Origin of the sequence: Streptomyces sp. NPDC032198 (genome assembly GCF_040636975.1) — a bacterium.
GTDB lineage: Bacteria > Actinomycetota > Actinomycetes > Streptomycetales > Streptomycetaceae > Streptomyces.
In genome coordinates this window covers 197503-222878 of the sequence record NZ_JBEZVL010000017.1, presented here as the reverse complement: position 1 = coordinate 222878, position 25376 = coordinate 197503, and the positions used below count along the sequence as shown (strand labels likewise).

The 25376-nt window shown below is 68.2% G+C and carries 23 protein-coding genes and 3 pseudogenes; 14 read left to right on the top strand and 12 right to left on the bottom strand.

What is annotated here, in order from left to right:
* The first annotated feature begins 99 nt into the window (after positions 1-99).
* Positions 100-222 carry a hypothetical protein gene (locus AB0E78_RS36720; protein ID WP_361842381.1) on the top strand — a complete coding sequence of 41 codons (123 nt, stop codon included), beginning with the start codon at positions 100-102 and terminating at the stop codon, positions 220-222.
* 747 nt (positions 223-969) lie between these two features.
* On the opposite strand, the pseudogene AB0E78_RS36715 reads toward AB0E78_RS36720, so the two are convergent.
* A pseudogene (locus AB0E78_RS36715) lies at positions 970-1864 on the bottom strand (PHP domain-containing protein); the annotation flags it as partial.
* A 244-nt stretch (positions 1865-2108) separates the two neighbouring features.
* On the opposite strand from AB0E78_RS36715, the gene AB0E78_RS36710 reads away from it, so the two are divergent.
* The 4 genes from AB0E78_RS36710 (at position 2109) to AB0E78_RS36695 (ending at position 6138) form a co-directional block, all read left to right on the top strand.
* Positions 2109-3455, top strand: coding sequence for a jacalin-like lectin (locus AB0E78_RS36710; protein ID WP_361842378.1), 1347 nt, complete (start codon positions 2109-2111; stop codon positions 3453-3455).
* A gap of 438 nt (positions 3456-3893) precedes the next feature.
* On the top strand, positions 3894-4436 hold the full coding sequence (locus AB0E78_RS36705) for a hypothetical protein (RefSeq protein ID WP_361842375.1): 543 nt from the start codon (positions 3894-3896) through the stop codon (positions 4434-4436).
* 172 nt (positions 4437-4608) lie between these two features.
* Positions 4609-5451 carry a hypothetical protein gene (locus AB0E78_RS36700; protein ID WP_361842372.1) on the top strand — a complete coding sequence of 281 codons (843 nt, stop codon included), beginning with the start codon at positions 4609-4611 and terminating at the stop codon, positions 5449-5451.
* Positions 5452-5772: 321 nt separating this feature from the next.
* Positions 5773-6138 carry a hypothetical protein gene (locus tag AB0E78_RS36695; protein ID WP_361842369.1) on the top strand — a complete coding sequence of 122 codons (366 nt, stop codon included), beginning with the start codon at positions 5773-5775 and terminating at the stop codon, positions 6136-6138.
* A 24-nt stretch (positions 6139-6162) separates the two neighbouring features.
* Here AB0E78_RS36695 and AB0E78_RS36690 read toward each other — a convergent pair.
* A pseudogene (locus AB0E78_RS36690) lies at positions 6163-6432 on the bottom strand (group II intron maturase-specific domain-containing protein); the annotation flags it as partial.
* Positions 6433-6765: 333 nt separating this feature from the next.
* On the opposite strand from AB0E78_RS36690, the gene AB0E78_RS36685 reads away from it, so the two are divergent.
* Positions 6766-7260: a hypothetical protein gene (locus tag AB0E78_RS36685; protein WP_361842366.1), complete on the top strand. Its 495-nt coding sequence runs from the start codon at positions 6766-6768 to the stop codon at positions 7258-7260.
* A 33-nt stretch (positions 7261-7293) separates the two neighbouring features.
* On the top strand, positions 7294-7857 hold the full coding sequence (locus AB0E78_RS36680) for a hypothetical protein (protein ID WP_361842363.1): 564 nt from the start codon (positions 7294-7296) through the stop codon (positions 7855-7857).
* A gap of 373 nt (positions 7858-8230) precedes the next feature.
* Here the strand turns inward: AB0E78_RS36680 and AB0E78_RS36675 are convergent, their stop codons facing one another.
* The 3 genes and pseudogenes from AB0E78_RS36675 to AB0E78_RS36665 all read right to left on the bottom strand — a co-directional run.
* The gene (locus AB0E78_RS36675) at positions 8231-8770 is read right to left on the bottom strand and encodes a YrhB domain-containing protein (protein ID WP_361842360.1); all 540 of its coding nucleotides are present in this window, start codon (positions 8768-8770) and stop codon (positions 8231-8233) included.
* 88 nt (positions 8771-8858) lie between these two features.
* Positions 8859-9323 (bottom strand): SMI1/KNR4 family protein, encoded by a 465-nt coding sequence (locus AB0E78_RS36670; protein WP_361842357.1) that lies wholly within the window; start codon positions 9321-9323, stop codon positions 8859-8861.
* A 101-nt stretch (positions 9324-9424) separates the two neighbouring features.
* A pseudogene (locus AB0E78_RS36665) lies at positions 9425-9744 on the bottom strand (DNA/RNA non-specific endonuclease); the annotation flags it as partial.
* A 284-nt stretch (positions 9745-10028) separates the two neighbouring features.
* Between AB0E78_RS36665 and AB0E78_RS36660 the strand changes: the two are divergent.
* Positions 10029-11273: an ROK family transcriptional regulator gene (locus AB0E78_RS36660; protein ID WP_361842355.1), complete on the top strand. Its 1245-nt coding sequence runs from the start codon at positions 10029-10031 to the stop codon at positions 11271-11273.
* Positions 11274-11342: 69 nt separating this feature from the next.
* On the opposite strand, the gene AB0E78_RS36655 is transcribed toward AB0E78_RS36660, so the two are convergent.
* The 5 genes from AB0E78_RS36655 to xylA form a co-directional block, all read right to left on the bottom strand.
* Positions 11343-12722, bottom strand: coding sequence for a GH1 family beta-glucosidase (locus AB0E78_RS36655; RefSeq protein WP_361842352.1), 1380 nt, complete (start codon positions 12720-12722; stop codon positions 11343-11345).
* A gap of 26 nt (positions 12723-12748) precedes the next feature.
* Complete coding sequence (locus AB0E78_RS36650; RefSeq protein ID WP_361842349.1) at positions 12749-13606, bottom strand: carbohydrate ABC transporter permease; 858 nt, start codon at positions 13604-13606, stop codon at positions 12749-12751.
* Positions 13607-13611: 5 nt separating this feature from the next.
* Positions 13612-14571 carry a sugar ABC transporter permease gene (locus tag AB0E78_RS36645; RefSeq protein WP_361842346.1) on the bottom strand — a complete coding sequence of 320 codons (960 nt, stop codon included), beginning with the start codon at positions 14569-14571 and terminating at the stop codon, positions 13612-13614.
* 10 nt (positions 14572-14581) lie between these two features.
* Complete coding sequence (locus AB0E78_RS36640; RefSeq protein ID WP_361842415.1) at positions 14582-15832, bottom strand: sugar ABC transporter substrate-binding protein; 1251 nt, start codon at positions 15830-15832, stop codon at positions 14582-14584.
* A gap of 139 nt (positions 15833-15971) precedes the next feature.
* Complete coding sequence (gene xylA / locus AB0E78_RS36635; protein ID WP_361842413.1) at positions 15972-17141, bottom strand: xylose isomerase; 1170 nt, start codon at positions 17139-17141, stop codon at positions 15972-15974.
* A 344-nt stretch (positions 17142-17485) separates the two neighbouring features.
* Here xylA and yicI point away from each other — a divergent pair, with 344 nt between their 5' ends.
* The 3 genes from yicI (at position 17486) to AB0E78_RS36620 (ending at position 20856) form a co-directional block, all read left to right on the top strand.
* A complete protein-coding gene (gene yicI / locus AB0E78_RS36630; protein WP_361842344.1) occupies positions 17486-19723 on the top strand; it encodes an alpha-xylosidase in 2238 nt (745 codons plus the stop codon).
* A 605-nt stretch (positions 19724-20328) separates the two neighbouring features.
* Positions 20329-20499 carry a hypothetical protein gene (locus tag AB0E78_RS36625; RefSeq protein ID WP_361842341.1) on the top strand — a complete coding sequence of 57 codons (171 nt, stop codon included), beginning with the start codon at positions 20329-20331 and terminating at the stop codon, positions 20497-20499.
* A gap of 42 nt (positions 20500-20541) precedes the next feature.
* Positions 20542-20856, top strand: coding sequence for a hypothetical protein (locus tag AB0E78_RS36620; protein ID WP_361842338.1), 315 nt, complete (start codon positions 20542-20544; stop codon positions 20854-20856).
* 466 nt (positions 20857-21322) lie between these two features.
* Here AB0E78_RS36620 and AB0E78_RS36615 read toward each other — a convergent pair whose 3' ends face one another.
* Positions 21323-22270, bottom strand: coding sequence for a LysR family transcriptional regulator (locus AB0E78_RS36615; protein WP_361842335.1), 948 nt, complete (start codon positions 22268-22270; stop codon positions 21323-21325).
* A 100-nt stretch (positions 22271-22370) separates the two neighbouring features.
* On the opposite strand from AB0E78_RS36615, the gene AB0E78_RS36610 reads away from it, so the two are divergent.
* The 3 genes from AB0E78_RS36610 to AB0E78_RS36600 all read left to right on the top strand — a co-directional run bounded on the left by AB0E78_RS36610 (position 22371) and on the right by AB0E78_RS36600 (position 23783).
* Positions 22371-23177 carry an alpha/beta fold hydrolase gene (locus AB0E78_RS36610; RefSeq protein WP_361842332.1) on the top strand — a complete coding sequence of 269 codons (807 nt, stop codon included), beginning with the start codon at positions 22371-22373 and terminating at the stop codon, positions 23175-23177.
* A gap of 316 nt (positions 23178-23493) precedes the next feature.
* Complete coding sequence (locus tag AB0E78_RS36605) at positions 23494-23664, top strand: hypothetical protein (RefSeq protein WP_361842329.1); 171 nt, start codon at positions 23494-23496, stop codon at positions 23662-23664.
* Positions 23664-23783 (top strand): helix-turn-helix domain-containing protein, encoded by a 120-nt coding sequence (locus AB0E78_RS36600; protein WP_361842327.1) that lies wholly within the window; start codon positions 23664-23666, stop codon positions 23781-23783. The genes AB0E78_RS36605 and AB0E78_RS36600 overlap by 1 nt, the downstream gene beginning before the upstream one ends.
* A 250-nt stretch (positions 23784-24033) precedes the next feature.
* Here the strand turns inward: AB0E78_RS36600 and AB0E78_RS36595 are convergent, their stop codons facing one another.
* Positions 24034-25263, bottom strand: a complete 1230-nt coding sequence (locus AB0E78_RS36595) for a glycosyltransferase (RefSeq protein ID WP_361842325.1) — start codon at positions 25261-25263, stop codon at positions 24034-24036.
* Between the last annotated feature and the right edge of the window lie 113 nt (positions 25264-25376).

Genomic DNA, 25376 nt, shown 5'->3' with positions numbered 1-25376 from the left:
GATCAACTGCTCTTCGCCCCAGATCTCAGCCACCCAGGCAGGCTACCGGCGAGCAGCCTCCGTATCCATGATCACGATCTACGGCTGGAGTACTAGGGCGTGAAGCGGCTGTGCACCATCCTCAACGTCGCCCGCTCCAGCTTCTACTACTGGCGCCGGACGGCCGCGGACCGGGCCGTCCGGCATGGCGGCGGTCAGACCCTGACCGCCCGTTCTCGATGACGAGGGCCAGCCCGCTCGCGCCAGGCGTTCGGGGCCCGGGAAGCGGATCGCCGCGTCGGAACGCCGAGGATCGATAGGGGAACGAACTTCGCCTGACTGTGGGACAGTTCATGATGTCGTGCCACCGGCTGCAGGGGGGAGGGCGGAATATGGCGCACGATGAGAAGGTCATGCTGACGGCTCGCGAGGTGAGCTACTTGTGGCCGGGCGTCCGTACGCACTCGGTGCATGTGAATGCGGTGGCCCATGGGGTGCGGATAGCAACGGATAGCTGGCCGACCACTACGGGGTACGCCCACAAGGTGCGGTATAACGCCGACGACGTGCGCCGAGTGGCCGCCCAGGTAGCAGCCGAGCCGCTCAAGGGGCCGTCCCAGGCACCGTGCTGTCTGGTGCTGATCGTTCTGGCAGCGGCACCGCTCGTGTGGCTGGCGATACACATAGAAAGCAGAGGCGGGTGGTGAAGGACAAGTGTGGGCTGCGCGGCCGGTATTTTACAGCTTGCCCGTTAGCCGGTGGGTCCATCTCTGCGCGCGCGGAGAGCAGATCGACCGCGTATTTGGGCGTCGTTGCCGAGGGGTCCATCCCCGCGCGCGGGGTGCAGCGTGGGTTCCCCTCCGGCCCGGAAGGCGGTGTCGGTCGGCCCGGCGTTCACCGGTAGTGTGACTGACCTGGAACCGTTCAGCGGCCGGCCGCCCTCCGCCCAGAGCGACTCAGTATTTCGTCAACCGTCCGGGCCGCCCGAAAGTTGGCGTCCGGGGCGCCGTCGTACAGACCGCGGGCCCGGCCCATGCCGACGGACTTCTCGAGCCCGGCGGCCAGGTGGCCGGGGGCGCCCTCCATGCCGACCGCGATCTGGTGGCCCGCGGACGTGGCGTCGCGCCAGGCGCGGATCTCGTGGGGCGAGTCGATGCCCTTGCGGGCGGGGTGGTTGGCGAGCATCAACACGTCCTTGACCTTGCGCCGCTGCACCTGCTCCGCAAGGGAGGTGAGGCCCGCGATGGCGAGAGCCTCGTTGGCGGGCGTCGAGTCGGTCGCCTTCTTCACGCCGCCGTCGTAGTCGGTCTCGAATTACTTGAGGACGGAAACCTCGTTCCGGCCGGGATGTACGAAGACCGTGCCGTGCTCGGCGGCCGGGATGTTCGACTCCAGGCCCTGGAAGACGAGGGTGTCCTCGTACGCGACCCGGGCGTGCCTGATGTCCGGGTTGACCTTCTCGACGCCGATCTTGGCGTGTGTCTCGTTGCCGTGGTCGGTGATGACCATCCAGTCCGTGCCGTGCCGGGCACCCCGGCGGACCTGGTCGACGACCCGGTACTTGCCATCGTTGCTGTACTGGGTGTGGATGTGGTGGTCACCCGCCAGCCACAGGAAGCCGCCGGTTCTGCGGCCGGCGGAGGGGGCGGATCCAGCCGCTGCGGGGGCGGCGGCAGCCTGGGCGACGACACTGCCGGCGTCCACCCCCCGCGCCCAGCAGGCCCGCCCGGCGCAGCAGCGTGCGGCGCGACTGCTGCTCGGGGTTGAGTGCCTCGTCAGGTACGGAGGTGTCGAAGGCGGCGGGCAGCGCGGTCGCCGCCGTGGCGTGCGAGTGGTCGTGATCGTGTCCGTGGTGGTGATGACCGTGCGCGTGTCCGTGGCCCATGAGTTCCTCCTGATACCGCTGCCTGCTGCGGCCGCCTCCTGCGGCGCTGCTGCGCCGGGTGTGGAGGCTCCAAGCTCAAGGCGAAACCTGAACGTTGAACAAGCAACGAATGGCGGCCGGGCGCCCTAGACGCGGCAGAACGGCTCATCTCGCACTGTGTCCCCAACTGCCCTTGTACGTCACCCCATTCGGAGGGAATCCTGAACGGCGCTCATCTTCCACGTCACCCATCGGAGACGCCCCCATGAGAAGACTGATCGGCACCCTCGCGGCCGCGGCCCTGGTCCTGACCGGCCTCGCCACCCCCCTCGCCAGCGCGAAGGCCACCACCGACTCGACCCCCGCGGCGGTGGCCGCCGCCACTGGCACCTTCAACGTCCTGACGTACAACGTCGCGGGCCTTCCGGAAGGCCTGAGCTCCGGCAACCCCGAGAAGAACACCCCGCTGATCTCACCGCGCCTTGCGGCGTACGACATCGTCAACGTCCAGGAGGACTTCAACTACCACGCGGCCCTGTACGCGGGCGACAACCACCCCCACCGCACCGCGACCAGCGGCGGCGTGCCCTTCGGCGACGGCCTCAACACCCTCTCGGACTACGCCTTCGAAGACTTCGAGCGGGTGAAGTGGAACAAGTGCACGGGCACCAACTGCCTGACCCCCAAGGGCTTCTCGGTCGCCCGGGTCCGCCTCGCCGAGGGCGTCTTCGTGGACCTTTACAACGTCCACACCAACGCCGACGACTCGGCCGACGCGCTGGCCGCCCGCCGCGCCAACGTCGAGCAGCTGTCGGACTTCATCCAGGCGAACTCGTCCGGCAACGCGGTCATCGTCATGGGTGACACCAATACCCGGTACACCCGCAGCGGCGACAACATCCGCACCCTCGCCGACAGCAACGGCCTGACGGACGCGTGGGTACAGCTGGCCAAAGGCGGTGTCCGGCCGACGCAGGGTGCGGACCCGCTGCTGTGCCCGACGACGGCCCCGCCGAACGGCTGCGAGGTCGTCGACAAGATCCTCTACCGCGGCAGCAAGCTCCTGACGCTCGACGCCATCCGCTACAACAACGAGTGGGCGACGTTCCTGGACTCCGCGGGCGGCGATCTGTCCGACCACTTCCCGCACACGGTCGACTTCTCCTACACCCTCAACCCCTCCCTGAATGCAAGCGACTTCATCGGCGGCCCGCACGGCACCGCCTTCAACGACGCGGACGACCTGCCGACGCCGGTGTCCCCGCGCACCCTGACCCTGCGCGGCGGCTCCCGTCTGGACGCGGTGACCCTGACGCACGACGGCGGCACGGCCCTCACGCACGGCGGCACGGGCGGCACGACGACGTCCCTGACGCTGGCCTCCGGCGAGCACCTCACCGCCGTCAAGGTGACCCAGGGCCAGAAGGACGGCCGCACGAGGATCTTCTCGGCGTCGTTCACCACGGACAGGGGCCGCACGCTGGCCGCCGGCACGGCGACTTCGGACACCAAGACCTTCACGGCACCGTCCGGCTGGCAGATAGTCGGCTTCACTGGATGGGCCGGCACCGAGATCGACAAGCTGGGGGTGCTGTACGCGCCGATAGGCTGATCACCGTCACCATCGTACGGTCGACGGCTGCAGACCCCGGCGCGCCAGCGGCCGTTGGCCGAGTTCCAGCTGACCCGCATCGCGCCGGTACGGGAATTGGCTCCGCACTTCAGCGTGATCTTGCGAGGAACCCCGGGCATTCACGCCCAGGAGGAATCGCATCCCGGGGCTGCGACGCGGAGCGTCACCGCTGTTCCGCCACGAAGTCCTCCAGTTGCTCGACCAGCGGTTCCCCCGGCCCCTTCCCACTCAGGTTGCTCTGCCGGGGTTTCCGCAGATCCGCCGGCGCAGCTACTCGGCGAAAGCGGTCCCCCAGTTCCTCCCCGGGGAACGGGCAGAGATCATCACGGGACCGCTCGGCCACACATCGGGCCGCTCTCCTGGGAACGTCGCGGTCCGCAGAGGCCTCGCAGCCCATCTCGTCCAGGCGGCCACGGCATGCCGTTAAACGAGACGGGAGCCTATCTCGGCATCCCTCCGACTTGGATAGCCGCCTGGAGGAGGTTCCGCCCCTTGGAGGAGCGCTTGCACGGTCGCCGAGCCGATCTGTCCATGCCGTTCCAACGTCTCACCAATCACGTCGCTGACCAGCCGGCCGTGGACTACGCCGCTCGACGAAAACGCTTCGAGAACTGGACTCTCCCCGAGTCGGGCCTGCAGAGGATCGTCGAGAACTACCCCAGCAGACGCCGACTCATCGTCGGCGTCTCCCAGAGAGGGGCTCGGGTCCGCGTCGGCTTCTCCGCCTTGGTCTGGTCCCGGCTCACCGGCAGCGAGTGGCGTCTGGCACCTGACCTGCAACCACTCCCCGTGGAGGGAGTCGCCGTGGTCGATGCCGCAGTCATCCACCAACTCCAGGGCCGCAATCCGGACCATCAGCCCTTCTACACCTACCTCGATAACCTCTTACCGGACTACGCCGACCAGGTTCTCGGACAGTGTGAGTTCTCAGCTGAGCTGGTCTCTTCTCACCGGATCTGATCCGTAGCTGATACGTCTCATTGGTTCTGATCCGCCCGCTGCGGGGGCCAAATGAAGATGCAGGACTGCAGCGGGCACGACTCCAAGGACCAGACACAGGCTCTGAACCCAGGCGGGGGCCAGTTACGTCAGACACCTGCCGGATGCGGCAGTCCTCCGCCACCCTGACGCTATGTACGCGCCGCGTGAATCTCTGTATGAATACGAGCTGGGCGCCCTCCGCCGGCGCGTCAGCGCCCTTCGGTTGACTGTGATCTTGCTCCTGGCGGTCAATACCACGGCAAGCTTCTACAACCTCCCGGCGGAAACCTGGCAGACCCTGCTCTACGTATGGGTATGGCTCCTCATAGCCGCCTCCTTTGCCGTGGGCCCCGAATTCGAGCGTAGGCTCGCTGAAATCCGGGCCACGAGGACAGAAGTAAAAATCCGGGCCAGGAGGGCGAAGGCTGCATACCGGGCCACGAGACCAGAGGCTGAGTTCGGCGAGCGCGGCCAGGGTGACCCCGACTACGCGAAGTACATGCACCTTCCGCGGGTGCCGACACGCGCACCCGACCGCGAGGCGTTCGTGGTCCTCACTCTCCTCGCCCTCCTGACCCTTGGGCTTCGGCGACTGCTCTCCTCCGTCGACGTCGCCAACCTCGGGCCCACGGACGCGCCGGCGATCGCCGCCGTGGCCGTCAGCGCCCCGACCCTGATCGCCCTGGGCATCGCCGCCGTCCCGCGCCTCCTGCGGGCCTGGGGAGCCAAGCAGAAGGACACCGGGCAGGGAAGCGGCGCAGCCGCAACCGGACAAGCCGCCCTCATCCGCGCAGAGAAGGAGGGAGAGGCGGCAGTCCTCAAAGCCCGGGCCGAGCTGAAACGAGCCGAAGCCGAGTACCTGAGGGCACAAAAGGGCCTCGCCCCGCTGCCGCCCGCGCAACACCCGACGCCGGACCAGCCCTCCGCGCTCCCGCCGACCGGAAACGCCTCCGCCCCCGCCCCAGACGAAACCCCGCACCTCCCTCTAACCTGACCAGCCTTCACCGCACCACCCGCTCCCGCCAGATCCACCAGACGGGGACCACCTCACTTCCCGTGATCACCGCACCGGCTACCTGTGCGACCACGCTGCTGGTTGTGGGCCGAGCACACCGCTGCCCCCCCAGAGGGACGCTTCCGCTGCGGCGCAGCTCAGCGCTTTGAGGAGCGGGCGAGGGCCGAGCCGGGAGAGGTTTCGGAACTCCACCCCGGCGCGGTGTCGTCGCGCAGGTGTTCCGTAACCTCTGCGAGCCGGGCAAGCCATGCTGGGCACGGCCTTGGGGGAAGGTCGTAAGGACCACGCCATGGAGCCAGGATGACGGACCTTCACGACGAGTGGCGGCTTCTGAGCGGCAGCACCCTCGTCGGCACGATTACCGTCGACGAGCCAGGAATGCCCTGGCAGCGCGGACGCTTCTTCCCAGAGCCTGCCTTCGGCCAGTTCAAGCCCTGGTTCGACGAGGCCAATGCCCTTGTCGAGGCCGGGGAGTTCGAACGGTTCGACGCTGTCTACGACCTCATCGAAGGTGCCCTGACTCTGGAGTCACCGTCGGGTCCCGTTGCTCAGTTCCTCCTCCACATCGATCAGGAGCATGCCTGGTTCCGCTGGGACGAGGGCCGAGCAACAAGGTCGGGTGGCCCGGGGGATCTCACCCCCGGGCTCCCACAGAACGGAGCGTGACAGTCTCCCGTCACTCCGCTCTTCTCATCGAGTCCACACGAACTCGCGGTCCCACGCCCAGTACTTGAAGAGTCCCGGCGCTCGTTGCACGAGTCCAGTCCACCATGCACGGAAGCGTTTGTAGCCCCGCAGCCGTTTGTACTTCTTCCGCGCCCATCGCATCAGGTAGGTGTTGATGCGTCGCAGGAAGGGGTACAACTGCGACCGGTAGAACCGGCCGTAGTACGTCATCCAGCCCGCCACAATCGGATTGATCCAGTCGGCGAGCTCGATGAGTTCGAGTCTGGTGCGTCGGTGAAGTCGCCTACATCAACCTCACTCTCTGCGCTCGTGGCGCACTTAAAACTCAAGCTGAGAGCCTGCCTGGAAAGGTTCATGCCAGGTGAGCGGCCGGGGTCAGTGTCTGTTCGCAGGCACGGTGACGGGTGCATCGTCCGGGAGGCTGGCCACGTCCTTTTCACCCCCGGCTGCAGCCCCTGTGGCGTGGGCCTCTCGCCGCCGCGGGGGTGGGCTGAATCCAACGGGGGGGGCAACTGGGCTCCGCAGTTACTGTCGCTTGCGCGATCATGACAAGCCAAGCGGGGGTGCCAGGTGCAGTGGTGGGCAAGGCTGATACGACACCGGGGCATGCAATACGGCGCCGCTGCGCTGACGCTCCTCGCGGTTCTAGTAACGGGATGGTTCTTCGTCAGCGGCGGCTACGCGAAGTGGCGCGATGAGAGGTCCGTGGCCGATGCGTGCGACGGCACGGCGTCCGTCGGACAGGCGCGCGCACTGCTCGACACCGATGACGTCAGCGGCGACACGAGCCATAGCGACGCAGGAGGGAAGTCTCCGGACGGATCAAGCCCGCCTGTCATCTGCTGGCTTGACGGGCCGGGCGGGTACAAGCAGCGGGCGATGGTCCGGACGGAGTGGCGTTCCAAAGCCTGGGGGCCCCACACCGTTTCCGGGCGGGAGGCCCAAACCTTCACTGCCGCGCTTCCGGTGCCGATCGGCGGGGGCTGGACGGGCATGGTGAATCTCAAGGACGAGGGCGCTGCGGCCACCGTCGTCCTCAAATGCCGCAACACGACGGGGCCGCGTGCCGGCGACAGCCTGTCGTTGTTCGTGAACAGCTGAGGCTCGCGTCCGTACAAGGAGGCAGCACAGCGCGTGCGACTGGCCCGGTTTGCGACGCAGACCGCGCAGGCTGCCGCCCGCGAGTACGGCTGTGATGCCCGCTCAGGCGGCCGCATAGGACCAGTCATACCGCTCGACTACGGGCGGGAGACATACCCGGATGCGCCGGCTCTCGCCGGGGTGAGCGGCACGTGTGAGGGCGTCACACCGGGCTGGCTGATCAGGCGTGCCCATGGGACCGCGGTGGGCGACGCGCCCGTCGAGGACTGCCTGCTGATCGACGACCAGGGCCGGCCCCTGTTCCGTCTGTCCGCCTATTACGGAACCTTCGCGGATGAACAGCGGTTCAAGACACAGACCACGAGGGATCTGCCCAAGGCCGACCCACTCCTGACGGATTTCCTCTTCCGAGCTGAAGCAACCTGCCCTGGCTCACCGCGACATGCGGTCTTCGCGATCGACTACCGCGCATACGACGACGACCCCAAGCCGCAGCATCGTTACGCACGAGCAGCCCTGCGGCAATTCGCCGAGCGGTCTACAGCCCCCCATGGCTGTACGGACGTGAAGCTCTTCCAGGAAGCCGCCAGGTCTTGAAAGAGAGGTGACTCGGACACGCCAGCCCCGGGAGGTATGCGAAATGCAGAGCGCCGCAACGGCATTGTGTGTCCCGCGCGAGCAGCCTGAACCGCTCACGTTGTAGTCACTGGAGAGACGGATGACGGGAAACCGTCATGTCCGGTTCGGCGGGAGGCCGCGCGGAACGGGACCTGCCACGGCAGGCGTCTCACCGCGCGGCCGACGCAACCTCGTGGCTCACCGCCCACCGACGCCTCGCGCGCGACTACGAGACGAGCCCGGCCCCACTCCGAGACCATGATCCGCTGGGCAATGATCGGCATCATGGTCCGCCGACTCGCCCGACGAGGGCCTGCGACCCGACCAGGACCCCGTCCTCTTCGCCGGGCCGCTACCGAACCGGGCCGGCCAGGGTCTTGATTGACAGAGGCAGGCATGCCTCCGGCTTCCGGGTGAGACTGACCAGTTCCTCTGGAGGTTCGTTTCCGTCTCGGACTGACGTGGCATACGCCTTCGCCTGCTGTGGTCCCAGCAGGGGGGCCTGCTTCCGTAGGTGGCGTATCGCGGCCATCGTCCCCTCGGAGTGCGCGAGTGCCCGGACAGCCGCGATCAGCGGGTCGGCCGGTCGGATGCCCCTGATCTGCTGGAGGTAGAGATCTTCCCAGCCCTCGCCGACGTACGTGGTGACAGGGATGTGGTGAATACTTCCATCCTGCCGGTCCACCAGATAGGGCCCATGGCCCACCAGCATCTTCTCGGTGTCGCGACTGCGGATGTACTCCACCGACTGCCAGAAGACCAGCCACCCGAGGGCGTGCTCCTCCACATCGAGGACAGCGAGCTCAGGCAGCCGCGCCGTACATGGCGACTCCTGCTGCTCTCTCGACAGCAGGATCTCGACCAGCTCCACAGCACGTTCCTTGGTGACCACGTCCTTCATCCTTCACCACGGCGCAATCGGGTTTTGGCGCCGACCGGACCAGCTACACATCTCCTGGATCGAGGTCGCAAACGCGGTCTCAGAGAAGGTCGTCATTGGATTCGAACTCATGCTCCTCAGGGGGGAAGTCGTCGAAATATACTGTGTTGGCTTCTCCGGTGAGAGCAAGGAGGAGGAAATCCGCGCAGGAGTGGGGGTGGTGTTCCCATTCCGGCCCTCGGCCCTCGTTGAACAGGATGGTCCACTCCTCTGGCTTCTGTCCCGGCCGGCGCAGCCAGTACAGCATGGCGCCGGTGCCCTCGATGTAGGCCCAGGGCAGCACCTGGGCTCCGTCGTTTTCCTGCAGTTGCGGTGGCTTGGGCTCGGTCTCCCACAAGTTCGCCAGGATCTCCGCACGTGACTTGGCCTCGGCAAGAAGGTTGTAGTCCTTGTCGGAGCACTCGGGGTCCAGGAGCCAGATCTCCTCGTCGAAGAGCCCGCCCCCGTAGACCTCGACGAGTTCCTTGTAGTCCTGCGGCAGGGCAGTACCGAGCTGCTGCTCCACGGCGGCCCAGTCTCGTGAGCGGCGAGGGCCAGGAGGGGCAATGAGCACGGTAAGGCGTTCAACGGCGGAGTGCATGGGGGATCAGCATTCTTCCTGGTGGGTCAGGGCTTGGCGACGTTCAGAATAGTGACGGTGTTGGTGTTGCTGCCGCCTTCGTAGGGGGTGAAGGTGAAGCCCTTGTTTCCTCTCGCCGCCAGCGTGCTCGCAACGGGGACGACATCGCTTGGGTCGTTGGTCCGGTAGATGGGCATGACTGTGTAGTCGATGACCTCGCGTTGGGTTTGTCGACTGCAGCGCGGATCTGGTCCTCGACCTTCTTCATGACCGGATTGTTGGCGTTTCGGTGCATGGTGACGAAGTTGCGTAGGTCCTTGTTGGAGCCGCCGATCTGGACGCCCGGCAGGTGTGTCCGGTTGAGCTTCAGATCGGTCGCCCTTCGCCTGCCCCCGGGACCAAACACACCTCCATGGACCAAACGCTCAGTAAGTGCCCGTTGCTGTACCGATCGTGGAGCCTGGTGGCTCGAACGGGGTTCTGGGTCGGGTGATCTTCTGGTGGTCCGGGCGCGAAGGCAGCGCGCCCACTGACAATCCTTACATCGTGGCTGCCGTGGGGCGGCGCTGCAGCCCCAGGCACCCGAGGCACCCAAGGCGCAGCCGCAGCTGTGCAGGTCGTCGCGGCCCTTCGCATAGGGTCGGACCCACGATGAACAGCAACGATCCGTCCGCCGCGCCGTCCAAGGCCGACAAAGCCACCGTGCGGCGGCACAACCTGAGCCTGGTGCTGCGCACGGTCCATGACGCGGGTGAGACGACGCGCGCCGGGGTTGCCGCGCGGGTGGGACTGACCCGGGCCGCGGTGTCCTCGCTCGTGGATCAGCTCCTCACCGAGGGATTCCTCACCGAGTGGGGCAAGACGTTCAGCGGACAGGCGGGTCGGCCGGGCACGGCGCTGCAGGTGGCGCGGACCGGGCCCGCCGGGCTCGGGGTCGAGATCAACATTGATTATGTGACGGTGTGCGTCATCGACCTCGCCGGCACCGACCGCGTACGCCTGGTGGAGCGCACCGACAACCGGGGCGCCCCGCCCGCCACGGTCCTGGCCCAGGCGGCACGGCTAGCGTCCCGGGCCATCGAGTCCGCCGCGGAGCAGAAGCTTCGCCCCGTCGGTGCCGAACTGGCCCTGCCCGCCCTGGTCTCCGGCGGAACGGTGCGCCAGGCGCCGAACCTGGGCTGGAACCGCGTGGCTGTGGAGGGGCTCTTCGCGCAGGCGTTGACGGCGCTGCATCCCACGCACCGCGCACTGCCGGTCAGTGCCGACAACGAGGCGAACCTGGCGGCCATGGCCGAGCTGTGGTTCGGCGACAGTGCCGACCGCGTGACCAGCTTCATCTACCTGACCGGCGAGATCGGTATCGGCGGCGCCTTGGTGCTGAACGGTCAACTTCTGCGGGGCGCCCACGGGTTCGCCGGTGAGATCGGGCATGTGATGGTGGAGCCTGACGGACCCGAGTGCCGCTGCGGTGCGCGGGGCTGTCTGGAGCAGTACGCGGGACAGGCGGCGCTGTTGCGAGCGGCGGATCTCGACGAGAGCGCGGGCCTGACCGGGCTCGCGGAGCTGGAGCGCCGGGCGCGCGAGGGCGAGCCGCAGGCCCGGTACGCGATCGAGGAGGCCGGGCGTCGGCTGGGCCGGGTTCTCTCGGGCGCGGTGAATCTGATCGACCCGGACGCGGTGATTCTGGGCGGTGTCTTCCGCGACCTCATGCCATGGCTCGCCCCCGCCGCAGACGAGGAGCTGACCGCCCGTGTGGTGTCGGGCCTGTGGACGCCGGGCAGCAAGCGGCTGCGGGCCTCGTCCTCGTCCGGTGACGCGGCGCGGGGCGCGGCCGGGCGCGTGGTGCGTGAGGTCCTGGCGGACCCGGCGGCGTACGTGGAGCGCGCGGCGGACTGACATCTCGCCCCGGCCGGGGGCAGGGCGGGGGCCTGGCGGTGTCGGTCCGCCGAGCGCTGCGGGACGGTGTCAGCCCCGGTGTGCCGTGATCAGCTGCCGGTACCAGTGGTAGCTGTCCTTCGGGATGCGCTGCTGGGTGTCGTAGTCGACGCGTATGATCCCGAACCGCTTGGCATAGCCAAGGGCCCACTCGAAGTTGTCGAGCAGCGACCAGACGTAGTAGCCGCGTACGTCGACGCCCGCGTCCATGGCGGCGCGCAGAGCCGTCAGGTGGCTGTGCAGATAGGCGACGCGGTCCGGGTCGTGGACGCCGCCGTCCTGGCCCACCACGTCGTGCTCGGCCGAGCCGTTCTCGGTGATGTGGATCGGCGGCAGCGACTCGCCGTAGGTGTCCTTGAGCGCGGTCAGCAGGTCGGTGAAGGACTCGGGCACCACGGGCCAGTTCATGGCTGTGCGCCGCACGTCCGGGTAGGCCGTCTCCTGGTAGCGGTTGTCCGTGGCGACGCGGTGGGCGGGGTCGGGCTCGCGGTAGGGGGCGTCGGCGACCACGATCGGCCGGTAGTAGTTGATGCCGAGGAAGTCCAGCGGCTGGGCGATCAGATCGAGGTCTCCGTCGCGGCGGAAGTCCTGGCGGGTGATCAGCTCGCCCCAGGTGTCCTGCTCGGTCGCCGGGTAGCGGCCCGCGAGGATGGGCTCCGTCCACACCAGGTTGTGCTGGGTGTCGGCGCGTACGGCGGCCGCGCGGTCGGCGGGCGTGTCGTTCGCGGGCATGTTGCGGTCGAGGTTGAGGGTGATGCCGGCCTCCCGGACGCCGGCCGCGCGCAGCGCCTTCATCGCCAGGCCGTGGCCGACGAGCAGGTGGTGTGCGGCGGCCAGGGCGCCGGTGCCCTCCTGGGCGCCGGGGGCGTGGCGGCCGACGGAGTAGCCGAGGAACGCGCTGCACCATGGCTCGTTGAGGGTGATCCAGCGGGGTACGCGGTCGGCGAGGTGCTCGGCGACGATCTGCGTGTACTCGCCGAAGCGTTCGGCGGTCTCGCGCACACGCCAGCCGCCTTGGTCTTCCAGGCCTTGCGGCAGGTCCCAGTGGTAGAGGGTGGCCGCCGGTTCGATGCCGGCTTCGAGGAGTTCGTCGACCAGCCGCGAGTAGAAGTCCAGGCCCTTGGCGTTGGCGGGACCGGATCCGGTGGGCTGGATGCGGGGCCAGGCGATGGAGAAGCGGTAGGAGTCGACCCCCAGGCCGCGGAGCAGGGCCACGTCCTCGGGGTAGCGGTGGTAGTGGTCGCAGGCCACGTCGCCGGTGTCGCCTCCGTCGACGCGGCCGGGGGTGTGGCAGTAGGTGTCCCAGATGGAGGGGCCGCGGCCGTCCTCGTGCGCGGCGCCCTCGATCTGGTAGGAGGCGGTGGCCGCGCCGAAGACGAAGCCGGAGGGGAAGACGGGCAAGTCACTCATGGATGGCCTTACTTGGCGTACGTGGCTTACTTGACGGATCCGCCGGTGATGCCGGCGGCGATGTACTTCTGGGCGAGGACGAGCAGCACCGCTGCCGGGATCGCGGACAGGACGGATGCGGCCATGACGGAGCCCCAGTCGCCGACGTGCGCGCCGATGTACTGGTAGATGCCGAGGGTGACCGGCTTGACGTCGTCGGTGGTGTTGAGCGTGAGCGCGAACATGAAGTCGCTCCACGCGTACAGGAAGGAGAACAGGCCCGCGGTGATCAGGGAGTTGCGGCTCATCGGGAGCACCACCTGCACGAAGGTGCGCAGCCGGCCCGCGCCGTCGACTTCGGCGGCCTCGATGACCTCCCTGGGGATGGCCACCATGAAGGAGCGCATCAGGACGATGGCGAAGGGGATGCCGAGCGAGGCGTCGGCGAGCATGAGGCCGAAGTAGGAGTTGACCAGGCCGAGATCGACGTAGGCACTGTAGAGCGCGTTGGCGATGACGATGCCCGGCACCATCTGGGTGATGAGCGTGCCGAAGACGATGGTGCGGGTGCCGCGGAGGCGGAACTGGGCGAGCCCGTAGGCGGCGGGGGCGGCGATCGCGAGGCAGATGGTGACGGCGCCGAAGGCGACGGCGAGCGAGGTCAGCAGGTGGCCGCCCTGCTCGCGGATCGCGGAGGTGAACCCGGACAGGTCCATCCCGTGCGGGATGGGCGCGACCTCCAGGAGGCCGGATGTGGGCTGCAGGGCCGTGTTGAGCATCCAGTAGAGCGGGAAGAGCATCACGCACAGGATGAGTACGCCGACGACAGTGGCGCCCCAGCGGCGCTTGGCCCTGGTCGCAGGTCGCTGGGCGGCAGGTGTCTTGGTGATGGTGGTGGTCGCCATGCGGGTCACTTCCCCTCGGAGCGGTTGGCCCGCAGGTAGAACACCGCGAAGACGGCTGAGATCAGGATGAGGACGTTGCCGACGACGGCGCCCGCGCCGAAGTCCAGCTGCACGAAGGAGTTCTGGTAGGTGAGGGTGCCCAGGGTCTGGGTGGAGTCGGCGGGGCCGCCGTCGGTCAGGGCGAGGATCAGGTCGAGGATCTTGACCGTCGACATGAAGCCGAGGACCAGCACGACGGTGATGACCGGCTTGAGCAGCGGCAGCGTGATCGAGCGGAACGTGCGCCAGGCGGACGCGCCGTCCAGGGAAGCGGCCTCGTACAGCTCCTTGGGGACCTCCTGAAGACCTCCGTACAGGATCACCATGTTGAAGGGGATGCCGATCCAGATGTTCACCAGGATGACGGAGAACAGGGCCATGCCGGGGCTGGTCAGCCAGGGTGTGGCGCCGCCCAGGCCGAAGGTGTCGAGGAAGGAGTTGAGGACACCGGTGTCCTGGTCCAGGATGCGGCGCCACACGATGCCGGAGACGACCATCGGGACGAGCCAGGGCAGCAGGATCAGCGAGCGCAGCACGCCGTTGAGCGGGAATCTCTTGGTGAAGAAGACGGCGAGCGCGAGGCCGATGCCGAACTGGCCGATCAGGGACCCGATGGTGAAGACGACGGTGTGCCACAGCGCCTTGCCGAACAGGTCGTCCTGGAAGACCTTGCTCCAGTTGTCGGTGCCGTTGAACGGGGCCTTGCCGTCGAAGAAGGTGGAGGGCGAGTAGTCCTGGAAGCTCATCAGGACGTTGCGTACGAGCGGGTAGCCGAAGAAGAGCACCATGAAGATGACCGCGGGCGCGATGAAGCCCCACTGGGAGAGCCTGCGGCGGCGCCGGGCGCGTGCCGGGTCGGGCTTCTTGGCGGTGGTCGCCAGGTGATCGGCGGCGGGTTCGGTCGCGGAGGCTGTGGTGGTCGACATGTTCGTCACGTCACTTCCCGCTCGTGGCGCGCTGCTGGGCGCGCTGGAGCGCGGCCTCGCTGGACTGTCCGGTGAGGGCGGACTGGAAGGCGCTCTGCAGGGCGAGCGACACCGACGACCAGCGCGCGCCGACCTTGGCCGTGCGCGAGCGCGCGGTGGCCACCTGGTCGGCCAGGGCGTCGAGTTCGGGCACTTCCTTGCGCCAGACGGCGGCGGCCTTCTCGTTGGCGGGGACCATCCAGCTGTTGCGCGCGTAGGTGATCTGCTCCTTCTCGCCGGCCATGCAGTCGATGATCTTGGCGGCGGTCTTCTGGCGTGCGGTGTCACCGGTCTTGGGCACGGTCAGCACGGCGCCGCCGAGCGGGCCGACGGAGTCATCGCCCGCTTTCGGCACGGGGATCCGGGCGATGCCCCAGTCCAGGTTCTTCTTGGTGTTGAGGGTCTCGACCTGCCACGGACCGTTGATCATCATTGCGGCGTTGCCCGCCATGAACTGGTCGTTGACGTCGGCCTGGGTCCAGTTGACGGTCGACTTGGACAGTGAGCCGTCCTTGAGGAGGCTCTTCCAGTAGTCGAGCGCCTGGGCGACCGGCTTGCTCGCGAGGTGCGACTCGTCGCCGCCGTTGGACCACATGAACGGCGTGAACTGGAAGACGCCGTCCTCCGCGCCGCCCGCGCTCAGGGCGATGCCGTACTGCTTGCCCTTGGTGAGCTTCTTGGCGGCTCGCCGCATCTCGTCCCAGGTGGTGGGGACTTCGAGACCCGCCTTCTTCAAGGTGTCCTTGTTGTAGAACAGGGCGAGGGTGTTCACCGTGCGCGCGGCCCCGTAGTACGTGCCCTTGTAGGAGCCGAAGTCGACGATGCCCCTAGGTATGTCCTGGGTGGACAGGCCCAGCGTGCGCAGGTCGATCAGTCCGCCGGCGTCGGCGAACGTCGGCATCTCGGAGGCGTCGAACTGGATGACGTCCGGCAGTGACTTCGACGACGCCATGCGCAGGGACTTCGTCATCACCTGTGCGGCCGGCACGCTCTGCTGCTCGATGGTGACGCCGAGCCGTTTGCTGCAGCGGGACAGGGTGGCGGCGTCCCAGCCGTGATACGAGTCGTCGGTCGACGAGTTGAGGACGGTGTAGACGTCGTCGTCGCGTTGCTGGCCGCAGCCGGCGAGTGCCGTGGTGGCCACGAGCGCGGAGACAACGGTGAGCGGGACCGTCGTCCGCCGACCGGCACGGCGGCGCCTGACACGCGCGCGCTGCGGTATGTGTGCTGCTGTCACGGTGGTTGCCCTTGCCTGGGAGGTGTGGCCGACCGTCGGGACGCCCGTGTCCCGCCGGGGGTGTTCGCAGATCCCGGTACGGCTCCGGCCTGGTCCGTACGGGCTCGATCGCGGGGTGCGGGGGTCAGCGCGCGCCGAGCAGGTGCTCCATGGCGAGCTGGTCGAGGCGTTCGAAGGCCATGGAGCGCTGGGCGGCGGCGTTCGCGTCGTAGTCCTCGTACGCGCCCTTGTCGGCCAGGAGCTCGGCCAGGCCGTCGGCGGCGGTGGGCTGCGCGAGCTGGTCGAGGCGGGAGTCGCGCAGCGCCTGGTCCACCTGGGGGTCGGCCCGGAACGCGGCCGAACGCTCCTTGAGGATGAGGTAGTTGCGCATGCAGTTCTTCGCGGACTCCCACACGCCGTCGACACCGTCGGTGCGCGCCGGCTTGAAGTCGAAGTGGCGCGGCCCCTGGTAGCCGGCGCTCTCAAGAAGGTCGACGAGCCAGAACGCCTGGCGCACGTCACCGGCGCCGAAGCGCAGGTCCTGGTCGTACTTGATGCCGGTCTGGCCGTTGAGATCGATGTGGAAGAGCTTGCCCGCCCACAGAGCCTGGGCGATGCCGTGCGGGACGTTCAGGCCCGCCATCTGCTCGTGGCCGACCTCCGGGTTGACGCCCACGCGTTCGGGGCGCTCCAGGCGCTCGATGAACGCCAGCGCGTGGCCGATGGTCGGCAGGAGGATGTCGCCGCGCGGTTCGTTCGGCTTGGGCTCGATCGCGAACCTGAGGTCGTAGCCCTGCTCGACGACGTACTCGCCGAGCAGGTCGAAGGCCTCCTTCATCCGGTCGAGCGCGACGCGCACATCCTTGGCACCCCCGGACTCCGCGCCCTCACGACCACCCCAGGCAACGTACGTCGTGGCGCCCAGTTCCACCGCGAGGTCGATGTTGCGGATGGTCTTGCGCAGCGCGAAGCGGCGTACGTCGCGGTCGTTGGCGGTGAAGCCGCCATCCTTGAAGACGGGGTGGGTGAACAGGTTCGTGGTGGCCATCGGCACCGCGAGTCCGGTCTCGTCGAGGGCGGCGCGGAACCGCTTGACGATGGCCCCGCGCTCGGCGTCGGAGGATCCGAAGGGGATGAGGTCATCGTCGTGGAACGTCACGCCGTACGCACCGAGTTCGGCGAGCCGGTGTACGGATTCGACGGGGTCAAGGGCGGGGCGGGTGGCATCGCCGAAGGGGTCGTTGCCCCGCCAACCGACGGTCCACAGACCGAACGTGAACGTGTCTTCGGGGGTGGGGGTGAAGCGGTCGGACATGGTGCGGCCCTTTGCTGCGAGTTTGTTTTCTGACATGACTAATACGCCACGAAGCGCTTCGACGCTAGACCCTTTCACCAACTTCACGCCCCGCAGAAGCGTCGCTACCTGGCGCTATCAGGAATCGAAGCGCTTCCGCGATCGCGCCGAAGAAGAGCCCTTGCCGTTTTGTTTTCTGTACGATCAAATGGCCCACGCAGCTACTTCTCCTTCAAGATCGCAAGCCAGTTGAGAGCCTCCACGCACCGGCGGCGTCATGCCACCGACCAGCGTCGTCCTCAGCAGGGCACGTCCGACGGCTCCCGCGACCCGAACTGCCACCCCGCACCACCCCGAGGAAGATCATGAAGTTCACCGACGGCTTCTGGCTCATGCGCGACGGGATCGAGGCCTCGTACGCGACCGAGGTCCGCAGTGTCCGAGCCGACGCCGACCGCTTCACCGCCCACGCCGCGATCAAGCGCGTCGAGCGCCGCGGTGACACCCTCAACTCCCCCCTGCTGACCGTCGACTGCTTCTCCCCCGCCGAGGGCGTCATCGGCGTCCGCACCACACACCTGGCGGGCAAGCGCCACCCCGGACCGGACTTCGGCCTGCCGGGCGCCGACACCGGGGTCGGCCAAGTGCGCCGCGACGGCGACATGATCGAGCTGACCAGCGGCCCCCTCACCGCACGCCTGGACCAAGCCGCGCCCTGGGCGCTGTCGTTCCATGACGCGGACGGCCGGGAGATGACATCGGCGGACCGCAAGGGCACAGCCTTCTTCACCACCGACGACGGCGCGCACCACATGGCCGGGCGGTTGGCGCTCGGCGTCGGCGAACAGGTCTACGGTCTGGGCGAACGCTTCACGCCGTTCGTCAAGAACGGCCAGGTCGTGGACATGTGGCAGGCCGACGGCGGCACGAGCAGCGAACAGGCCTACAAGAACGTCCCGTTCAGCCTGCACGTCTCCCCCGCCGGCGCCTACGGCGTGTTCGTCAACCACCCCGGCAAGGTGAGCTACGAGATCGGCTCGGAGTCGGTGGGCCAGATGCAGTTCAGCGTCGAGGACCAGACGCTGGAGTACTACGTCGTCGCGGGCCCGACGCCCAAAGACGTCCTGCGCCGCTACACCGCGCTCACCGGCCGCCCGGCGCTGCCGCCGGCGTGGTCGTTCGGACTGTGGCTCACCACCTCTTTCACCACGCAGTACGACGAGGAGACGGTGACGTCGTTCGTCGACGGCATGGCCGAGCGGGACATCCCGCTGAGCGTGTTCCACTTCGACTGCTTCTGGATGCGCGAGTACCAGTGGTCCGACTTCCAGTGGGATCCGGACGTCTTCCCCGACCCCCAGGGCATGCTGGCCCGGCTCAAGGGACGGGGCCTGAAGATCTCCGTGTGGATCAACCCGTACATCGCCCAAAAGTCCGCCCTGTTCGACGAGGCCGCCACCGCGGGGTATCTGGTGAAGCGGACGAACGGCGACATCTGGCAGTGGGACCTGTGGCAGGCGGGCATGGCGCTCGTCGACTTCACCAACCCCGAGGCCTGCGCCTGGTTCCAGGCGAAGCTGAAGGTGCTGCTCGACCAGGGCGTCGACTGCTTCAAGACCGACTTCGGCGAGCGCATCCCCACCGACGTGGTCTGGCACGACGGCTCCGACCCAGAGCGCATGCACAACTACTACACGCACCTGTACAACCGCACCGTCTTCGAGCTCCTGGAGAAGGAACGCGGCACAGGCGAGGCGATCCTCTTCGCCCGCTCGGCCACGGCGGGCGGCCAGCAGTACCCGGTGCACTGGGGTGGCGACTGCTGGTCGTCGTTCGGCGCCATGGCAGAGTCGCTGCGCGGTGGCCTGTCACTGTCGCTGTCGGGCTTCGGCTTCTGGTCACACGACATCGGCGGCTTCGAGGGCACCCCGGACCCGGCCGTCTTCAAGCGCTGGCTCGCCTTCGGCCTGCTCTCCTCCCACAGCCGCCTGCACGGCTCCAGCTCCTACCGGGTGCCGTGGGAGTTCGGCGACGAAGCCGTCGACGTGACACGGCAGTTCACCCGGCTCAAGCACCGGCTCATGCCCTACCTGTACGGCGCCGCGGCCGAAGCACACCACACCGGCGTGCCGCTGATGCGGCCCATGCTCCTCGAGTTCCCCGACGACCCCACCGCCCGCGCCCTGGACCGGCAGTACATGCTCGGCCCCGACCTGCTCGTCGCCCCCGTCTTCTCGGCCGACGGCTTCGTCGAGTACTACCTGCCCCAGGGCACCTGGACCCACCTGTTGACCGGCGAACACGTCCAGGGCCCGGCCTGGCGCCGAGAGAGGCACGGCTTCGACAGCCTGCCCCTGTACGTCCGCCCAGGAGCGGTCCTCCCACTCGGCTCCGACACACAGCGACCCGACGGGGACTGGCTCGACGGCCTCACCCTGCTCGTCACCCCCGACGCACACCAGGTCACGGTCACCGTCCCCGACCACGCCGGCCGCCCTGCCGCCGCGTACCAGGTAACGCGCGAGGCGACCGACACGACGGTGACCGTAACCCCGCCGGAAGGACACAGCACTCCACGCACGGCAATGTCGGCCGACCTGTGAAGTCCGGGCCCCGGCAGATGCCCCGCCACTGACGGGGACATCTGCCGGTTGAGCCGGTACCGGTGGCGCTCGTGGAGTGCGGCTACGTGCAAAGACGACCTGACTCCGCGCCCGTTCGGCGGCAGCCCGCAGCAGGCCACATCCCTCAGCGTGGCGCTTCGTGGCGGGTGGCGATCTCGGCGCCGCGGCTGCGGGTACACGAACTCCGCAGCCACGACTGGCTCCGCTCGCGCACCCGATGTGCACCTGATCGTGAACAACTACGACACCCACAAGGCCGAGCCGGTCCGCACGTGGTTGCTGGTCCACCGCCGACTCCACCTGCATTTCCCCTCGACCGGTTAGCCGTGGCTGCCGAACACACGGCTCTCCTTGGCGGTCCCGAACTCCTTCAGATGGGCCCGGCGAATGGCGACCAGGACGGGGAAAATGGGGCCCGCTTCCGCCTGCACTTCACCCCCACCTACTCGTCGTGGGTCAAGAGCAACACGCCGACTTCAATCCGTCGCGGGCGGAGGGGCCGAGCGGTGGGGGGGCATGGCGCGCCCTAGCGATTTGGGCTGCTCTGCTGACGCGGGCGCCCTCGAGCAGCCATGCTGGAAGGCGTGTCCGGTGACGAACAGCCGCAACCACGGACCTGTCAGGCCTGCGGCGGCGACGGCGTCACCGACCACTTGGAACACACGGTCGAGATCGACAAGGACGGCAATCAGATACCCGTGGAACACCGGTGGATGGGACCGTGCGGCACCTGCAACGGCAGCGGTATCAGCTGACACGGCACAACCGGCGGCACCCGCACCACCCCAGGGAGAGCGATGCGCGACACCGACAAACCCCGCCGCCAGGTCTACGTGTGCCTCGGGTGCGCAGGCAAGTACCTGCCACCCGCCTCCATGACTTACCCCAGCCTCGGAGTGGACGCCTCCCCCGTGCACTGCGGCATGCCCGCCTGCAAGTCCGAGGTCACCGCATCGCTGAAGTTCATCTCGGTGCCGGAGGAGACGGTCGCGAAGTGGGCGCGGCGCGCGGCCGGCGTGGAAGGCCCCGTACGGCGCGGCAGGCCCGGCCGTATCGCCCGCGGACGCCGCGCCAGCGCGTCGCCCGGGACCGGGCGGTCCAAGCTGCTGTAGCCCACCCCGGCGGCTGGTTCGCGTCCTTGCCGCCCCCACCCCGCACACCCCGACGCTGAACGTGACGCCCGGGGGCCGGGCAGGGGGACGGGGCATGGCGAAACACAGGCGGCCACAACCATGCGACAGCCGGGGCCGGTTCACCACCACTGGATGGCTGCTGTGGGTGACGATCCGATCAGCGCCCAGCGGTCGTTGGGCAGGCCGCTGGGGCAGTCGCGGCGAGGTGTCATGATTCTGAGTGCCGCGAGGGGGCCGCTCGGCCCAGCGGGCAAACGGCCGTGAGCCGGGGCGGCTTGGGACGGAAGGGCGGAACGATACAGCCCTCTCCCGCTACGGCGCGCAGAAATGCTTGCTCCTCAGATACACCCGTGATGGGACCCCTGGGGTGAAGACCCGTATCTCGCAATGCGATCAGGACCAGTAACTACCCCCTCCGATACGACAACGATCATGGTGCGCTAGGTCACCTGTGGTGTTCCGGTCCTTTCTTCGCCCTGGGCACACGGCCCAGCGTCGGCCGGAGGACCGGTGCATGGCGGGCCAAGAAGTCCCACAGCTGGTCGGCGACCGGCCCGTGCGGGCGGTCGCGCCGACGAGCTGCCGAGAGTTCCTCGACCACACCGGGAAAGTGCCGTCCGGCGATGGAAAGCAGCCGTCCGTCACGCAGCTCGGTCTCGATCATGAATCGGGGCACGTGTCCCCACGCCATGCCGTGCAAGATCAGCTCCTTCTTCATGAGGTGGTCAGGAACGGAGCTTTGAGGCGCGCCTTCGACCAGGAAATGGCCTTGCTCGGCCGGATGCCGCGCCGAATCCCGGACCACGCACTGAGTGAAGGCCTGCATCCGCTGCGGTGTGATGTCAGTGTCCGGAGGGAACGGCAGGAAACCGGGCGCTACCACGGGCACCAGCGCGACGCGGCCGAGATCGATCCACTCCATCCGCACGTCGCTTTTGGGGACGCGGTGCACGATGAGGTCGGCTTCGTCCTCCAGCAGCCGCTCCCAGGGGCCGGTGACCGTCTCGAACTGCAGGTGCAGTCGTGTCTGCGGGCACTGCGCGAAGAAACCGCTGAACATCTCCAACACCGGCGGAAGCGGGCACAGGTCCCCGAGCACCACACGCAGTTCGGCCTCTTCGCCCATCGCCAACTGCTCGGCGTACGTCTGCAACTCCTGGGCCTCGTGCAGCAGGAAGCGCACCTTGCGGTGGAAGGCGTGACCCGCCTCGGTGAGCTGAACCCGATAGCCGGAGCGGTCCAGCAGGTCCAGGCCCAGCTGGCGCTCCAGCTTGGCGACTGCCGCGAACACCGAGGGGTGCGAGCGGTGCAGCCGCTCGGCCGCGGCCTGGAAACCGCCGTCGAGCACAACGGCGTTGAAGCACTGCAACTCGTGGAGTGTGAAGTTCGACATCGTCCAGGAAACCTACAGGGACCGTCCGATCTTTGTAATAGCAATCAGCCAGGTGGTGTTCATAGGCTGAGTGCATAGCCGCTAGATCACTGGAGCTGACATGACTTCCCAGGCCCGTACTGACATCACCACCGGCGATGGCGTCCGCATCGCCTACCGCTTCGACGGTGACGAGGACAAGCCGGTGCTGCTGCTCTCGAACTCCATCGGTACCGATCTGCACATGTGGGATGGCCAGGTGTCGGCTCTGACCAAGCACTTCCGGCTGCTGCGCTACGACGCGCGCGGCCACGGCGCCTCCGATGTCCCAAGCGGCCCCTACTCCCTGGACCGGCTGGGGCGCGACGTGGTGGAACTGCTGGATGCCCTGGGCCTGCAGCGGGTGCACGTGCTGGGCCTGTCTCTGGGCGGAATCGTCGCGCAGTGGCTGGGGATCCACGTTCCGGAGCGCGTCGACCGCCTGGTGCTCTCCAACACCGCCGCGTACCTCGGCCCGGCGAATCAGTGGGATCGACCGATCGCCGAACTGCTGGAAGCCCCCGACATGCAGGGCACCGCGGAGATGTTCCTGCACAACTGGTTCCCGGCCCGCATGCTGCAAGGCGACGACAAGGTCGTCGAGGGCTTTCGCCGTACTCTGCTCGCCACGCGGCGCGAAGGCGTGGCCGGGAGCTGGGCCGCGGTGCGCGACTACGACCTGCGCCGCACCGCCACACTCATCCACAACCCGACACTGGTCATCGCGGGCGAGCACGACACCGTCACGTCCGCCGACCACGGGAAGGAACTCGCCGCGGCCGTCCCCGGCGCGCGGCTCATCCTCCTGCCCACGGTACACATGGCGAACGTCGAAGGGCAGGAGCAGTTCCTGGGTGCGGTGTTGGCCTTCCTGACAGAACAGTCGTGACGCTACGGCCGCGCGTCCGCACAACCCCTTCCCTCTGTCCCGACCAACAAGCACTGGCCCGCCCTCGTGTTCCCGATCAGGCGCTCGCTCTTGATCGAACAGGTTTTTGGATCGGGCGAGTTGGCACCCGTATCCGATCAGCAGAGGGCCTCCTGTTGGCTCGCAGTTGGCTCGCAGTTGGCGAAGTCAGAGCCAGCAGGAGGCCCTGTGGCGTCCTTGTGCGCACCACGCCCGCGGAGTCCAGTTCGTCCACCCCGGCGTGCGACTGTCTGGCCCACGTTCGGGAACGCGGCAGATCATCGGGGCCTGCCGAGCAGTGGTCGAGGCCCGCGCCGTGGCCCGGTCGCGGCCACGCGACGACGAGTACGCAGCCGCGGCGCTGAACATCGCCGCGATCGCGACCGGCGCTCAAGGCCGCCACGCCGAGGCGCTCGCCACGTACGACGAGGCGCTTCCGGCCTTCAGCAGGCGCCGCGTGATGTGGTGATGCGGGCCCGGATGGTTGAGTTGAGCTGGTCGGGGCTACGGGTTCCGGCGATCGCCGTGGAGCTGGGCTGCAGTCAAAAGACCGTCCGCTGCTGGAAGCAGGCCGAGGCTGCGTGTTGAGCCAGAGAAGTACCTCAAGCGGGTCGGTGGGCACGGCGCCTTGTATGAGGCCGGCCGGTGGCACGCCGAGCGGTCCATTGCTGTCCTGTCGAGGAACGAGGTCCGTGGCGCTCTTGCCGAAGCCGTCCCGCACGCAGCCTCGGTGACCTGTATGCCGCTGTGACCTTCTCCGACCTTCTCTACGGACATACATAGTCGTGCGCACCGCGAGGCGTCCTTCAGTTGTGAATCCCGTCAGCGGAGCCCTCGGCTACCGCCGACGGGTGGAGAGCGATGTGGCTGTGGCTGCCGCTCCGTCTTCGGTGCCGATGATCCTTGAGAGTTCCAAGCACCGGTTGCGATACCGCTCGTCGTGCAGGGTGGTGTGCAGAGCCTCGGCCAGTTTCCGTGCGGTCAGACGGCGTGCGTTGAGGGAGGTGGGGGCCAGGCCCAATGCAGTCAGACGGCGAGCCCAGAAGGGCTGGTCGAGTGCGAGGGGCACCGGTAGGGCCGGGACTCCGGCGCGTAGGCCGGCCCCCACGGTTCCGGGCCCGGCGTGGTGGACCAGGGCGGACATGCGGGGAAAGAGCCAGTGGTGGGGGCATTCGCCGATGGTCAGGATGTCAGTGCCGGAGACGTCCAGGCCCTGCCAGCCGGTTTGCACCACCGCGCGGATCCCGAGCCTGCGGACAGTCTGTTTGATCGTGGCGCTCAGCTGCTGTGCGGAGCCCGGTGAGACGCTGCCGAACCCGAAGTACACAGGGGCGGGTCCTGCGGCAAGGAAGTCAGCCAGGGGTTGCTCGGGACGCCAGCCAGGCTCTGGGGCCGGCCACCAGTACCCCACGCATGTGTGGCCCTCGGGCAGAGCGGTGTTCTGGGGCAGCAATGCGCTGCTGTATCCGTGCAGCACGCGCTGGGCGCGTAGGACGGAGGCGAGGGTGCCGCTCTTGTGCTGCCGCATCCCGAGCTCGCGTCTGATCCAGGAAAGGGCGGGAGCGTACAGCGGGCTCATGGCTGTTTGGGCCAGGCGCTCGGCGAGCCGGTAGCTGTGGGCGGGCATCGTGCTGCCGGCGCTGAGCCGGGGCAGGAGCATCCCGGGGGCCGCCGTGTAGATTCCGGTACAGGGCAGGCCGGTTCCCTCGGCGATCACGGCACACAAGGGGTGGGCCAGCGGGTGGGCGAGGATCGCATCCACGCCCTGCCCGGCAGCGTCGAGGACTCCACGGGCGATCACGTGGGCGATGTCCTGGGCGTTGTGCATCCGGCGCCGGAGCCGGGCCGGGCTCTGCCACCGGTCACACCGGTCGGCGGCCAGCGCGGACTGCTCCTGCCGGGCCAGCGCAAGCACGTGCACCGGCATGCCGTGGCGGCGGAAGGCGGCTGCGTGGCGCTCGGAGGTGGCGGCTACGACCTCCTGCCCCGCGGCCTTCAGCCGCACGCCCAGGCCGACGTAGGGGACCACGTCCCCCGTGGTGCCCCATGTGACCAGCAGTGTCCGCATGCGGCCGAGTATGCAGGCACCGGCACGGCGGCAGCGGCGCGGCACCCCGGCCTCGCCTAGAAGAGCGGACAGGCGAGGCCGGGTTGACGCCCGCACGGATGAACCGGCCCGGA

Coding starts and splice junctions, on each gene's coding strand:
- AB0E78_RS36650 (WP_361842349.1), bottom strand. CDS start 13,606: ATGGCGACCACCACCATCACCAAGACACCTGCCGCCCAGCGACCTGCG.
- AB0E78_RS36615 (WP_361842335.1), bottom strand. CDS start 22,270: ATGTCGAACTTCACACTCCACGAGTTGCAGTGCTTCAACGCCGTTGTG.
- AB0E78_RS36705 (WP_361842375.1), top strand. CDS start 3,894: ATGCCGTTAAACGAGACGGGAGCCTATCTCGGCATCCCTCCGACTTGG.
- AB0E78_RS36655 (WP_361842352.1), bottom strand. CDS start 12,722: ATGAGTGACTTGCCCGTCTTCCCCTCCGGCTTCGTCTTCGGCGCGGCC.
- AB0E78_RS36610 (WP_361842332.1), top strand. CDS start 22,371: ATGACTTCCCAGGCCCGTACTGACATCACCACCGGCGATGGCGTCCGC.
- AB0E78_RS36600 (WP_361842327.1), top strand. CDS start 23,664: ATGCGGGCCCGGATGGTTGAGTTGAGCTGGTCGGGGCTACGGGTTCCG.
- AB0E78_RS36710 (WP_361842378.1), top strand. CDS start 2,109: ATGAGAAGACTGATCGGCACCCTCGCGGCCGCGGCCCTGGTCCTGACC.
- AB0E78_RS36695 (WP_361842369.1), top strand. CDS start 5,773: ATGACGGACCTTCACGACGAGTGGCGGCTTCTGAGCGGCAGCACCCTC.
- AB0E78_RS36660 (WP_361842355.1), top strand. CDS start 10,029: ATGAACAGCAACGATCCGTCCGCCGCGCCGTCCAAGGCCGACAAAGCC.
- AB0E78_RS36595 (WP_361842325.1), bottom strand. CDS start 25,263: ATGCGGACACTGCTGGTCACATGGGGCACCACGGGGGACGTGGTCCCC.
- AB0E78_RS36700 (WP_361842372.1), top strand. CDS start 4,609: ATGTACGCGCCGCGTGAATCTCTGTATGAATACGAGCTGGGCGCCCTC.
- AB0E78_RS36685 (WP_361842366.1), top strand. CDS start 6,766: ATGCAATACGGCGCCGCTGCGCTGACGCTCCTCGCGGTTCTAGTAACG.
- AB0E78_RS36620 (WP_361842338.1), top strand. CDS start 20,542: ATGCGCGACACCGACAAACCCCGCCGCCAGGTCTACGTGTGCCTCGGG.
- AB0E78_RS36645 (WP_361842346.1), bottom strand. CDS start 14,571: ATGTCGACCACCACAGCCTCCGCGACCGAACCCGCCGCCGATCACCTG.
- xylA (WP_361842413.1), bottom strand. CDS start 17,141: ATGTCCGACCGCTTCACCCCCACCCCCGAAGACACGTTCACGTTCGGT.
- yicI (WP_361842344.1), top strand. CDS start 17,486: ATGAAGTTCACCGACGGCTTCTGGCTCATGCGCGACGGGATCGAGGCC.